The 13,082-nt window shown below is 41.1% G+C and carries 15 protein-coding genes; 11 read left to right on the top strand and 4 right to left on the bottom strand.

Annotated features, from left to right (window positions below; all coding sequences use genetic code 11):
• The first annotated feature begins 12 nt into the window (after positions 1-12).
• The gene (locus tag G8D99_RS12025; protein ID WP_166326263.1) at positions 13-1,053 is read left to right on the top strand and encodes a M48 family metallopeptidase; all 1,041 of its coding nucleotides are present in this window, start codon (positions 13-15) and stop codon (positions 1,051-1,053) included.
• 55 nt (positions 1,054-1,108) lie between these two features.
• Here the strand turns inward: G8D99_RS12025 and G8D99_RS12020 are convergent, their stop codons facing one another.
• Positions 1,109-1,381, bottom strand: coding sequence for a DUF2218 domain-containing protein (locus tag G8D99_RS12020; RefSeq protein WP_166326261.1), 273 nt, complete (start codon positions 1,379-1,381; stop codon positions 1,109-1,111).
• 450 nt (positions 1,382-1,831) lie between these two features.
• Here G8D99_RS12020 and rpe point away from each other — a divergent pair, with 450 nt between their 5' ends.
• The 8 genes from rpe to G8D99_RS11980 all read left to right on the top strand — a co-directional run bounded on the left by rpe (position 1,832) and on the right by G8D99_RS11980 (position 9,017).
• Positions 1,832-2,518 carry a ribulose-phosphate 3-epimerase gene (gene rpe, locus G8D99_RS12015; RefSeq protein ID WP_166326259.1) on the top strand — a complete coding sequence of 229 codons (687 nt, stop codon included), beginning with the start codon at positions 1,832-1,834 and terminating at the stop codon, positions 2,516-2,518.
• A 458-nt stretch (positions 2,519-2,976) separates the two neighbouring features.
• A complete protein-coding gene (locus G8D99_RS12010; RefSeq protein WP_166326257.1) occupies positions 2,977-3,582 on the top strand; it encodes a hypothetical protein in 606 nt (201 codons plus the stop codon).
• Positions 3,583-3,629: 47 nt separating this feature from the next.
• The gene (locus tag G8D99_RS12005; RefSeq protein ID WP_166326255.1) at positions 3,630-5,651 is read left to right on the top strand and encodes a copper resistance system multicopper oxidase; all 2,022 of its coding nucleotides are present in this window, start codon (positions 3,630-3,632) and stop codon (positions 5,649-5,651) included.
• Positions 5,638-6,642, top strand: coding sequence for a copper resistance protein B (locus G8D99_RS12000; RefSeq protein WP_166326253.1), 1,005 nt, complete (start codon positions 5,638-5,640; stop codon positions 6,640-6,642). Before G8D99_RS12005 ends, G8D99_RS12000 begins: the two co-directional genes overlap by 14 nt.
• 291 nt (positions 6,643-6,933) lie before the next feature.
• Entirely contained in the window at positions 6,934-7,251 is a 318-nt protein-coding gene (locus G8D99_RS11995; protein ID WP_166326251.1) for a DMT family transporter, read from the top strand.
• A 92-nt stretch (positions 7,252-7,343) separates the two neighbouring features.
• Positions 7,344-7,661 (top strand): DMT family transporter, encoded by a 318-nt coding sequence (locus G8D99_RS11990; RefSeq protein ID WP_166326249.1) that lies wholly within the window; start codon positions 7,344-7,346, stop codon positions 7,659-7,661.
• Positions 7,662-7,806: 145 nt separating this feature from the next.
• Complete coding sequence (locus G8D99_RS11985) at positions 7,807-8,304, top strand: methylated-DNA--[protein]-cysteine S-methyltransferase (RefSeq protein WP_227554326.1); 498 nt, start codon at positions 7,807-7,809, stop codon at positions 8,302-8,304.
• Between the two features lie 107 nt (positions 8,305-8,411).
• Complete coding sequence (locus G8D99_RS11980) at positions 8,412-9,017, top strand: nuclease-related domain-containing protein (RefSeq protein WP_406741492.1); 606 nt, start codon at positions 8,412-8,414, stop codon at positions 9,015-9,017.
• A 45-nt stretch (positions 9,018-9,062) separates the two neighbouring features.
• On the opposite strand, the gene G8D99_RS11975 is transcribed toward G8D99_RS11980, so the two are convergent.
• Positions 9,063-9,830 (bottom strand): hydroxymethylpyrimidine/phosphomethylpyrimidine kinase, encoded by a 768-nt coding sequence (locus G8D99_RS11975; protein ID WP_166326247.1) that lies wholly within the window; start codon positions 9,828-9,830, stop codon positions 9,063-9,065.
• 98 nt (positions 9,831-9,928) lie between these two features.
• Between G8D99_RS11975 and G8D99_RS11970 the strand changes: the two genes are divergently transcribed.
• Positions 9,929-10,594, top strand: a complete 666-nt coding sequence (locus G8D99_RS11970; protein WP_166326245.1) for an HAD-IA family hydrolase — start codon at positions 9,929-9,931, stop codon at positions 10,592-10,594.
• Between the two features lie 64 nt (positions 10,595-10,658).
• Here the strand turns inward: G8D99_RS11970 and G8D99_RS11965 are convergent, their stop codons facing one another.
• Positions 10,659-11,126, bottom strand: a complete 468-nt coding sequence (locus G8D99_RS11965) for an Lrp/AsnC ligand binding domain-containing protein (protein ID WP_166326242.1) — start codon at positions 11,124-11,126, stop codon at positions 10,659-10,661.
• Between the two features lie 148 nt (positions 11,127-11,274).
• On the opposite strand from G8D99_RS11965, the gene G8D99_RS11960 reads away from it, so the two are divergent.
• Complete coding sequence (locus G8D99_RS11960) at positions 11,275-12,531, top strand: D-amino acid dehydrogenase (RefSeq protein WP_166326239.1); 1,257 nt, start codon at positions 11,275-11,277, stop codon at positions 12,529-12,531.
• Positions 12,532-12,612: 81 nt separating this feature from the next.
• Here G8D99_RS11960 and hemJ read toward each other — a convergent pair whose 3' ends face one another.
• Positions 12,613-13,065, bottom strand: a complete 453-nt coding sequence (gene hemJ, locus G8D99_RS11955) for a protoporphyrinogen oxidase HemJ (RefSeq protein ID WP_166326236.1) — start codon at positions 13,063-13,065, stop codon at positions 12,613-12,615.
• Positions 13,066-13,082 lie beyond the last annotated feature (17 nt).

The following is a 13,082-nucleotide window of genomic DNA, read 5'->3' as shown; positions in this document are numbered from 1 at the left end:
GGATTACAGCTTATGCAATCTGTTCCTGTGACCTATTATGATGGGGTGATCTCTAAACCCCATCAGGCGACTTTGCATCCATTCGATGCAGATCATGTGGTGGTTAAATATCGACAAGATGAATTGAATGATCAGAGTGAAAGCTCAGCACGTTACCATCGAGATCAAATCACCTTTATTGGTGCGCTTGGTCAGCGTCATCCTGTGATTGAATTGGATAACGATGCACGTATCGAATTTCATCAACAAACGGTGCCGGATTGGTTACCTATCGATCATGGTAGTTTTCACCATAAAGTGTGGAAACTTGAGCGCACACCATCGTTGATTCTGTTGAGTGTGGTTTTCGTTTTGGCACTGGGTTTTGCTGTACTGAAATGGGGGGTGCCTTCTGCGGCAAAAATGATTGCCTATCAGTTGCCTGAAAATACCTTAAACCGTATTGGCAAGCAGGCTGAATCTTTTGTCAATGATCAAACTCAGCCATCTAAACTCAGCAAAGTACGTCAAGAACAGATCAAAGCGCTGTATGTTAATCAAGTGGCACAAGGTAAACCGGCTGATTTAAAGTTTCGTGAAGGAGATGGTTTGGGCGCCAATGCGTTGGCACTCCCGAATAACACCATTATCGTGACGGATGAATTGATTAAACTGACCCAAGATGACAATGAGATTTTGGGTGTATTGGCACATGAACAAGCGCATTTGTTGAAACGGCATAGCCTGCAACAAGCCCTGACCAGTTTAGGCATCAGTGTGTTGTATATTGCGATTACAGGCGATAGCTCAGATTTGATGACCACTGTACCTTTGGCGGTGGTTGGTGCAGGCTACTCACGCAAATTCGAGCAAGAATCTGACTTGTATGCCGTCAACTTAATGCATGCTCAGCAGATTGACACCACTCACTTTGCCAATTTTTTGCAACGCTTAAGTGATGATGCCAAAGAGGACGAATCAGGCGGATCGTTACTCAACGTATTTTCGAGTCATCCGGCCACGGCAGAACGGATTAAAATGGTCCGAGATTTTCAAGCATCGCATGCAAATTAAGGTTACAAAAATAAGCGCTTCGGCGCTTATTTTTATGCGGCTTATGGCCTAAGGTTCAATGTCTCCATGTCGCTTGATAGTCTTGTTGTGCCATACGACTTAAATGCTCTAATACCACGGTTTCTAATACAGCATAATCTTCACGTTGCGTATCGATGCTGATCTCTAATTGAGTCTCTAAAGCAGTTAAGGTCACCAAAGCATCAGGCATATGAATTTGAAAAATATGCGCTTGTTCAGAGACTTCAAATTTGTGTTTCCAATGCTGATATAAACGTTTAGCAATACGTTGTGCTTCATGGGTTTCAATACGGGTCTGACTTTTCATGCGTGTTCTCAAATAGGTTGTTTTACATTTTGATGGATTGATAGGTGCTTTAAAATCATTCTCTACATATCAATATGATCAACTGCTCAATGGGTGTAATACGACCACGGAATGTTGTAACGATGTCTTTAGACTACCAAATTGAATGTCCATTCAGCGTCGCAAAAATGAAATACAGCATTCTATTGCTGATTTTAGATTTTAATTTTTGAACAGTTTGCCTGTATAGCATGGCTATGGAATGATTGAAACAGCATGTATTTTTTGTACAGGTCATGTCGTTTCGCTTGTGGATATGAGTTTTTCTTATAGTCAAACTTCATCACAACGATTTTATAAATCTATGGCATTGATTATTCCACGTATGTCACAGGCTGGATTTGCACTAAATTAGCTGTGAGTTTTGTTATAATGCTCGAATTATCTTCTGCTATTGAGCCAGGTTCTCCCATGTCCAAGCCATTTTTAATTGCACCTTCGATTTTGTCTGCGGATTTTGCCCGTTTAGGTGAAGAAGTTGAACATGTTCTCGCTGCCGGTGCAGACGTTGTGCATTTTGATGTTATGGACAATCACTATGTACCCAACCTCACTTTTGGTGCAGGTGTATGTAAAGCACTCAAAAAATATGGCATTCAAGCACCGATTGATGTGCATTTAATGGTCTCTCCAGTCGATCGTATGATTGGCGATTTTATTGAAGCAGGCGCGGATATTATTACCTTTCACCCTGAAGCAACGGACCATATCGACCGTTCATTGCAGTTGATTAAAGCGGGTGGTGCGAAAGCCGGTTTGGTATTTAACCCTGCAACCCCATTGCATTATCTTGATTATGTTTTAGACAAAGTCGATCAAGTGTTGTTAATGAGTGTTAACCCAGGGTTTGGGGGGCAAAAATTCATTCCAATGACTTTAGAAAAATTACGTCAAGCACGTAAAATCATTGATGCTTCAGGTCGTGACATTCGTTTAGAAGTTGATGGTGGCGTAACACCTGCCAATATCCGTGACATTGCAGAAGCGGGTGCAGATATGTTTGTTGCGGGTTCAGCGATTTTTGGTAAACCTGATTATAAAGCTGTGATTGATGAAATGCGTTTAGAGTTATCTAAAGTGGGTGCTGTTCAGGCTTAAGTTGATTCACATGATCTATGATGTAAATTGTGGATAACTTTGATGATAACTTGGTGGATAAGCAACGTGCTCATCAGGTGAATAGGCTGTATAAGGTTTAATCATTTGTGCATCAATCACTCAATAAATAATCTAATTGTGTAGAAAAAGGACTCAAATGAGTCCTTTTTTTATGTTTGGAATGGATATCACAGTGCTTTTATCTTTCGATTATATTGCAGCATTGTGCTGATGCATTTATGACCAGTAATATTGGTGCAATCAAGGCGAATGGTCATCGATGTGGACTTGTATTGTGTAGAAGTGTGCTGAAAACTTGTGTCATGGTAGATGCATGGTTATGCTTGAATACGAATGTGTTATTCAGTTGTGGCATTGGCTTGTGCAGATCGCTGAAGTAACGCAGCCAATGAGCATTCGAAATACTTTTTTGAATTGATAATTTTAGAGCGCTTATTTTGTCTACATCACTACGCAAACAGTCTTGGTTGATTGTGCTGATGATTTTGATCATTGGACATAGTGGTGTGTCTACAGTATTTGCACAGCGTGTGCATCATGCCATGCAGTCAACGCAAACCGATCAAGCATTGCAATCTAAATCAGCTCATTACATGCAAAGTCATTCTCATACTGTTCAGAAGGTTCAAGCTCAGCAAGGGCATTCTGATCGACAGCATTCTTTGCAAGACCATCTAAAGCCTGACTCTGAGATCAATTCGCCTTGTGACCATATATCCTTTAAGACATCAGCACAGTCATATTCAATGCCTGTAGACGGCAAGAAAATGAGTCATTGTGAACATTTTGATGCTTCATTTTCAGATTCAGCTCAAACAGATATACATCATCCAAATCTAGACAAAAGCCATTTAAATAGTCAGATGGCATGTCAAGAATGTGCACAACAGCATTGTCAAACTATCATCTCGAGTTTAAATTCTTCTAAGGTCTCGACAGTTCCGCTGTCTGAATCATTGCAATCTGATACTCAAAATTATCATTATCAAGCCCAGCATTTATTAGGGCATTGGCAAGAAATTCTGCGTCCTCCCAAAGCTTAATCTGACTTTAAAAACGACATTTTCATTTTTAAATTTAGGGTTAAGTCATGTCTTATCTATCCAAACTTAAGCAATGCGCATTGGGTATTGTGATCACAAGTTGTACTTTCGCAGTGAGTATTGCACAAGCAGCCGTCAAAGAATATCACCTCGAAATCGCAGAAAATACCGTAAATATTACAGGCAAAAATCTGAAACGTATTACCGTAAATGGTCAGTTTCCTGCACCTCAGTTGCAATTTGAGGAAGGGGATGATGCGGTGATTCATGTACATAACAGCTTAAAAAATCAAGATTCATCGATTCATTGGCATGGGCTGTTATTGCCCGGCATGATGGACGGTGTACCGGGGTTTAATGGCTTTAAAGGCATTCAACCGCAACAGAATTTTAGTTATCGGTTTAAAGTGCGCCAAAGCGGGACCTATTGGTATCACGCCCATTCCATGGGGCAAGAGCAGGATGGTTTATATGGTGCCTTGGTGATTCATCCTAAAGCGCAAACCGTTCAAACCCCTGCTGGAAAAGCTGAGCGTGACTATGTGGTGATGCTCTCAGATTTTCACACATCCAAAAGTGCACAGATTTTAGCAAACTTAAAAAAAGACTCGGAATACTATCAAAATAAACGAGAGACCCTGTTTGATGTACTGAAACAGACAAAAAAAATGGGCATCAAAGCCACTTGGCAAGATCGGAACATGTGGAATCAGATGCGAATGCTCAAAACAGATTTGTCAGATGTTACAGGCTATACCTATCTCGTAAATGGCAAAACGCCACAGCAAAATTGGACCGGATTATTCCAATCTGAGGAAAAAATAAGACTACGTTTTATTAATGCCTCAGCGATGACTTTTTATGATGTGCGTATACCTGATTTAAAAATGACGGTTGTTGCTGCTGATGGTCAGCCAGTCCAACCTGTGGTTGTAGATGAATTTCGAATTGGGAATGCTGAAACTTACGATGTGATTGTAGAGCCTGATTCCACACAAACGTCTTACCAAATTCAAGCTGAAGCCATTGATCGTTCAGGGTTTGCAATAGGCACATTGCAGCATCAAGCTCAGCCTCAGCAAAATTATGTGCAAATGCCTCAAGCCCGTCCTCGTGCAATATTAAATATGGCAGATATGGGACATGGAGCGGATGGGGATTCTGATGATGCACATCAGCAACACACTCAGCAATCTGCAATGAAGATGGAAGGAGGAAATCATCATCCAAGTCATATGCAAGAGCAGATGGTTGATGACAAAACCGATCTTCTAAAAACAGAGCCTCTAGTTAACATTCATATCGCAAATGACCATTCATCTCAGCATCAGCAAATGCATCAACATCACTCAATGGCTCAGATTGAATCTCTCAGCATGGAGATGAAGGATCACAGTATGCTGCAACATGGCACAGTGCCCGAAGCATCTTCTAATACAACTTCTCATATAGATCATCAAATGCTTTCAAGCCCAATAAAGCAAGCGACTAAAACGGTAGAGGGATGGGCAAATGCCTCAACGCCATTAGGCATGAAAGCACTGCAATATAGCGATTTGAAATCCTTAAAAACGCAACCTGATGTGCGACCTGCCACACGCGACTTAGTGATTCGTTTAGGGGGAAATATGGAGCGTTATATATGGACCATTAATGCTAAAAAATTCACAGAAGCCGAACCCCTTAAAGTTCATTTCGGTGAACGTGTTCGATTAATTTTTATCAATGACAGCATGATGGCGCATCCGATGCATTTACATGGCATGTTTATGCAATTGGAAAATGGGCAAGCTCTACAAGATTTACCCAATAAACACACTTTAATTGTGCCTCCTGGTAAAACAGTATCAGCATTGCTGACAGCAGATGAGCTTGGCGAATGGGCGATTCACTGTCATCTGTTATATCACATGAGTTCAGGCATGATGTCGAAGTTGGTGGTGGCCAATGTTGACCCAATGGCAACAACAAAAGCGCATATATCATCCCCAAAAGCACAGAATCTAGATAAGCACCAACAGCGCAGTACACAGCCATCAAATGAAGGAGCAAGCCATGACCATCATTAAAATGCCCAAACACCCTTTCTGTATCTGTGTGTTGTTTATTTCTCAAGGGGTATGGGCTGAGGAGATGGATCATCAGCATATGATGATGCAGGAACATAAGATGCATCCTTCAGAGCAAGAAATGGCACATCAAGGACATGAGATAAAGTCACATTCAAAAGCCCAAGCTTCTCATTCATCCGGGCATACATTAGTACATCAAGAATTACATGCACAACATCAGATACAACAACAGTCTAAATCAAATCAACAACACGCTGTGACTGATGCTGTAGCTTTACAAGCGAATGAAAGCTCTCATCTAATGCATGATCAAAGCCATCTTAAAGAACATGGTGGTCAAATTTTTCAGGCCAGTCGTTTGGAAACCAAATGGCTCAATTCAGGTCGTGGTCAGGGTGAATTAAAAACAGAATTTGAGTCACGCATTGGCACAGATGAAAATAAACTCTACCTACAAATTCACAGCAATAAGCCTGAATCCACGTCAACATCTACCGACGCAAAAGTACTGTATAGCCGAAATATTGCCACGTATTGGGATGCACAAGTAGGCGTGCGTTATGAGGATATTCCTGAACATGGCGCTGAACATATAGCAGACCGTGATCGATTTGATGCTGTGTTCGGTATACAAGGTTTAGCGCCGTATTTTTTTGAAACCGAGCTTTATGCTTTTATGGGGAATGACGACCGATATCGCTTGAGCCTAGAAACTGAAAGAGATGTTTTACTGACTCAAAAATTGATTTTAAAACCTTATTTGGATGCTTTTGCGGTAATCAGTGACCATTCTAAATATCCTAAACAGAGTGGTTTAAGTGAATGGTCATTGGGTCTTGAAACACGTTATGAAATCAACAAAAGGCTCATGCCATTTCTAGATCTATCGTATCGCTATGAAAAGGGGGATGCTGAAACACAGTGGCCAGTTGCTTCATCCTCGGAATATGGTTGGCACTATGGTGCAGGAATTCGAGTACGCTTTTAATGCGTGCAAAATAAAAGCTTCACCCATTTCTAATTCAAATAAACGAGTTGAAATGGGTCAATTTTTGTAAAAGATGCTCAAATTTGGCGCAATATTGGCTATAATGTTCGCATCTTGAGGAGGAACGACCTCCCTTGGTGCTCACCTGATTTAATTGAGTTTTTGGATGAACCTGATGTGTTCATCCATATAAATAAGGTTGAATTCAAAATCTCATTCTACAATAGAATGAGGCGCATCGAGAAAATTCGTCAGGACGACCTGATCTAACGTCATTGTGGAGCAGTCATCATGGCTTGGATTTTACTCATCTTGGCAGGGATCTTTGAAATCGTTTGGGCATACAGTATGAAACTGTCCGAAGGTTTTTCTAAACTCACCCCGAGCATCATTACCATATTCTTTATGATCCTGAGTTTTGGACTATTGGCCTATGCCATGCGGACTCTACCTTTAGGAACGGCGTATACCATTTGGACAGGAATCGGTGCGATTGGGTCATTTTTGGTGGGGATTTTTATTTTAGGTGAACCTGCAACTGCGATGCGGATGCTTGCTGCTGTGCTGATTGTTTCAGGTTTGGTCCTAATGAAACTGTCCTCAAGCTAAACTATTTATTCAAAATTTTATCGAGAAGCCCGAGTCATCAGGGCTTTTTTTTTTAACTGTTCGTTGTAAAAAAATCAGTTGGAGTTTAAAGCATGGCATGGGTATGTGTGGTCATTGCGGGGTTCTTAGAAGTGCTGTGGGCTTACTGTATGAAAGTATCTGAAGGGTTCACCAAGCTTACGCCTTCGGTACTGACCATTGTATTTATGATTGCCAGTTTTGCCTTATTGTCCTATGCCATGAAGTCTTTGCCCTTAGGTGCAGCGTATACCGTGTGGACAGGCATTGGTGCGATCGGCTCGTTTCTCGTCGGGATTGTATTTTTGGGTGAGCCTGCTTCTGCCATGCGTATGCTTGCTGCTGTGCTGATTATTTCAGGTTTAATTCTGATGAAGATTTCCGCAAGCTAACCAAAAATTTGTCAGAAGACTGGGAAAGTGCATACATTCGAAGTGGGGTTTAGGTTCATTAGCTTGGGTTTACGTTGATTAGGTCGAGGTTACTTGGCTTGACCTTGGTTTTGTTAAAGTTATTTCGGTTCAAGTGGATAGGGCAATGAATATGAGATCTGACGCAAAATCACTATTTTATACACAAATGCAAACCCCATTCGGTCAGCTTAAACTGATTGCGCACCGTGACGCTTTAGTGGCAGTACTGTGGGAACATGAACTTGAAAATCGGGTCAAATTAGCAGATGTGGCGCGTGATAATCAGCATCGAATCTTAATAGAGACTCAACGTCAGTTGGCAGAGTATTTTGCAGGACGACGGCAACAGTTTAATTTATCTTTAGATTTGTTCGGTACGGACTTTCAACGACAGGTATGGCAAGCGTTATTGACGATTCCATTTGGAGAAACACGAAGTTATAAACACATTGCAGAACAGATTGGCAATGTCAAAGCGGTGCGTGCTGTAGGGGCTGCCAATGGTCGTAATCCGGTTTCGATTATTGTGCCGTGTCATCGTGTGGTCGGTGCTAACGGTAAATTGGTGGGATTTGCAGGTGGAATTCAAAATAAACAGATCTTATTAAAGCTTGAAAAGTGAACTCACTTAAAAAACAATGTTATTATTAATCAAATAGATATTCCCAAAAAAATAAAATGATTAATACATCACAAATATTCAGTCAAATCTTTTCACAGCTTTGGTGGATGCTGCTTATCATCATTCCCATCGGAGTTTTTAGAGCATTCAAACCTTATTTCAAAGGGAAATTGGGTGAATTTGCTGTTTCAACGCATGCCAAACTATACCTCAACAATGAAGATTATATTCTGCTGAATGATTGTACTTTACCTGATGATCAAGGCGGTACAACACAGATTGATCATATTCTGTTGAGTCCATTTGGTATTTTTATTATTGAAACCAAAAACTACACAGGTTGGATTTTTGGTACAGAACGTCAGAAAACGTGGACACAGAAAATTTATAAAAAGAACTATAAATTTCAAAATCCATTGCATCAAAACTATAAACATCAAAAGGTTTTAGAAAAGATTCTTGAAGATTTGATAGATCGTGAGTATTTACATTCTGTGATTGTCTTTATGCCAGACTGCGAATTTAAAACTGCGATGCCAGCCAATGTGTTTAAAGGCGCCAAATGGACGGATTACGTTAAAGCCTTTAAAGAACCTGTAATTTCAGAGATGAAGCTCAAGCGTATACAACGCCGTATTGAAAAAGAAGTGTTGGAGAAATCATGGAAAACCAATCGAGCGCATGTTGAATATTTAAATCAAAACAAGCAATAAAAAAAGCCCACATGGTGAGCTTTTTCTTTGTACGGTAACATTCATTTAAAACCGCTTTGGAATCCGTTGACCACCTTCAACAGGTATTTCTGCTTTTTTCAATACGCCAAATAACCAAGTTTCTGCATGATGTACTGCATTTTTCAGCGCATCCCCTTGTGCCAAACGACCTGCAATAAAGCTTGCCAAAGAACAGCCCGAACCGTGATATTCACCTTCAAGACGTGGGCATTGGGTTTCTGAAATGAGTTCACCATTTGCATAAAGTGAGTTTTGAATATAGTCCGCGGTATCTTCATGTCCACCTTTGACTAAAACCGCTTTTGCACCCATTTCAAAAAGTTTTTGGGTTGCCACATCAATGTTTTGTTCACCTGTGAGTGCACGCAGTTCAACCGTATTGGGGGTGATTAAGGTTGCTAGTGGAATCAATTCCACAAATGCTTTGACCAAGGTTTCTTGATTACCCAGTGAACCACCGCTGTTTGCGACCAATACAGGGTCAAGCACATAAGCATAATCAGGATGCTCACGCAAAAATTCGGCCAATGCAGCGATATTGTCTGTGGTGCCAAGCATGCCTGATTTCACGACGTGAATCGGTAAGTCACCCACGACAGCATTTGCTTGAGCGAGTAACAATGCTTTAGGCGTGGCTTCAAAGCTAAATACTTGTTGTGAGTTTTGTACCGTTAATGCTGTACACGCAATGGCGGCATGTGCGCCACTTTGCCCTATGGCTTCAATATCTGCCTGTAAGCCAGCGCCACCTGATGGATCAAGTCCTGAAAAGCAAAGTACAGTAGGGCGCACAACGGTGTCCTTAAATCACAAAATTTGCGTTAGTATAGGCAAAATTGAGCCAATTCTCGATAGCATTTTCTTGTATAAGGTCTGAAAAAGGACAGTCTGTGATAAAGAACCTATTGATTGATTTAGATGGAACCCTGACCGATCCCAAAGTCGGGATTACCACTTCTGCGCGTTATGGTCTGAATAAAGTGGGGCATCTGATTCCAGACAGTGAAAATATCGACTGGATTATTGGACCACCCCTGAAAGCATCGCTTGCCAAACTACTCAATGTTGATGTTAATGATGTTTTGGCTGAGCAAGCACTGCTGGGCTACCGTGAACGTTTTGCCGTGACCGGATTATTTGAAAATCATGTGTTTGATGATGTGCCTGAAACGCTGAAGCAACTTCAAGCCAAAGGCTATCGTCTATTTTTGGCAACAGCAAAACCTGAAGTCTATGCAAAACAAATTCTTGAACACTTTGATTTACTCAAATATTTTGAATATCCCTATGGCAGTGAGCTAAACGGTGAACGCACCAATAAAGGTGATTTGATTGCGTATATTTTAGAAAAAGAGCAGTTAAAACCTGAAGAATGTTTGATGGTCGGCGACCGTGAACATGATATTTTCGGTGCACGTAAACATGGTATTGATACCATTGCTGTTGAATATGGGTATGGTTCATCTGAAGAGTTGGATCAGGCTAAACCCAAAGCCAGAATTCAACGCTTTGCGGAATTGCTTCAGATTCTTGATCAGAATGTCTCATTGCTTTAACCAAGGTATGCAAAAAAAAGGACTTTGAGTCCTTTTTTTATGTGTTCAATATCTAGATGTAATTTTACATACCGACATCTAAGTTTAAGGTCTCTTTAATTTCTTCCATCACAATATAACTATGTGATGAAGCTGAAGACGGGAGCATCTTTAGTAAATCACCGAGTAAACGGCGATAAGCACTCATTTCTTTTAGGCGGGCTTTGACCAAATAATCAAACTCGCCTGAAATCAAATGACATTCTAACACTTCAGGCACGGCACTTAAGTTCTTCGCCACTTGATCAAAAACATCGCCTGATTTGGCGGACAGTTTGATTTCTAAAAATACCAAAAGATTACGTTCAAGATGTTCAGGATTGAGTCTGGCGTAATACCCCATAATCACACCATCGCGTTCTAAACGTTTGACCCGTTCTGAACAGGGCGTGGTGGATAGATTCACTTTGGATGCCAATTCACTAATCGCAAGACGTCCATCCTTTTGCAAAATATCTAAAATCATGCGATCGGTACGGTCTAATTTACGCATGGATTATTTCCTTTATTTCGATTTTAAACCCGAAAAAACTGGTGATTTACCTAGATTATAGTCATTAAAACAGTCAAAAAAACTATTCAAGCAAAAATATACTAGTGAAATAAACTCATACAGTGTGAAGTGATTCGAGGGACTGAATATGCGAGTGATTGTTCTAGGCAGTGGTGTAATTGGTGTTGCAAGTGCCTATTACCTTGCGCAACAAGGTGCACAAGTGACCGTACTTGACCGTCAAGCGGGTCCTGCGGAAGAGACCAGTTTTGGTAATGCGGGTCAAATCTCTCCGGGCTATTCAACGCCTTGGGCAGCGCCCGGTATTCCATTTAAAGCGGTGAAATGGATGTTCCAGCATCATGCGCCACTCGCAATCAATGTCGATGGCAGCATGTGGCAATTGCAGTGGATGGCACAAATGCTAAAAAACTGTAATCCACAAAGTTATGCGATTAATAAAGAACGTATGACCCGTGTAGCTGAATACAGTCGGGATTGTCTACGTGCCTTACGTCAAGAAACAGGCATTCAATACGAAAACCGCTCTAAAGGCACACTACAAGTCTTCCGCAATGAAGCCCAAATGGAAGCGGTACAACGTGACATCGCCGTGTTAAAAGAATGTGGCGTCCCACATCAATTATTAATGCGAGACGAACTATCTAAAGTTGAACCTGCTTTGGCACATCAAGATAAATTGGTCGGTGGTTTGCATTTACCCAATGATGAAACAGGCGATTGCTATTTATTTACCAATGCATTAGCCAATGTGGCAAAAGCATTGGGTGTGCAATTTAAATTTAATCAAAATGTGGAAAAACTCATTGTAGAAGGCAATGAAATTAAAGGCGTCTTGGTCAATGGTGAAGTGTTAACAGCAGATCGCTACGTGTTGGCTTTTGGGAGTTATTCACGAGATTTCTTAAAACCATTAAACTTGGATTTACCGGTCTATCCTGTCAAAGGCTATTCATTGACCATTCCTATTGTAGATGCCAACTTTGCACCGCAATCTACTGTCTTGGATGAAACCTACAAAATTGCGATCACCCGTTTTGATGAGCGTATTCGTGTCGGTGGAATGGCTGAGTTAAGTGGATACAACCATGCTTTAAATGAGCATCGCCGTGCTACCTTACAAATGGTCACTCAAGATTTGTTCCCCGGCGGTGATATGGAACAAGCCAGTTTCTGGACAGGTCTACGTCCAATGACGCCAGACAGTACGCCAATTATTGGCGCAACCAAGTTTAACAATTTGTTCTTAAATACCGGTCATGGCACCTTAGGTTGGACCATGGCCTGTGGCTCAGGCAAATTAATTAGTGATATTGTGATGAATCATACAACGGATATCAGCACAGAAGGTTTATCGATTCAGCGTTATCCGCATGCAGCTTAATTCTGTTTTATTCTAATTTTCTAATACTAAGAACACAAAAAAGCCTGCTTGAAGCAGGCTTTTTGTGTATTCGATTTCAGCTTAAAATTGCGGTTTAACCACCACTAAGATCACCACAGCAAACAGAATCAGGGTTGGCATCTCATTAAAATAACGCCAAAACTTGTGTGATTTATAGTGTGCATCAAGCATCAATTTTTTACGGTAATAGCCACAGAACAAGTGGTAGATCACCAATAATCCCACGAGACTCACTTTCAAGTAAAACCATATCGCATCGTGATAATGACGGGTTGCATCGCCCCAATCCACCAAAAAATGCGCTGTGATCAGCGTTGCCACCATCGCAGGCCACATAATGCCGCGATACAACTTACGTTCCATCACTTGGAAACGCTCATGACTCACCGCATCCTCACTCATTGCATGATAAACAAACAAGCGAGGCAGGTAGAACAGCGCTGCAAACCAGCACACTACCGCAATAATATGTAATGCTTTTACCCAAAGGAAAGCATCAGAAGGAGCATCCATCGAAAATCCTATCGGGG

Origin of the sequence: Acinetobacter lanii (assembly GCF_011578285.1) — a bacterium.
GTDB lineage: Bacteria > Pseudomonadota > Gammaproteobacteria > Pseudomonadales > Moraxellaceae > Acinetobacter > Acinetobacter lanii.
The sequence above is the reverse complement of the archived record's forward strand: the minus strand, read 5'-3'. Positions and strand labels throughout refer to the sequence as shown.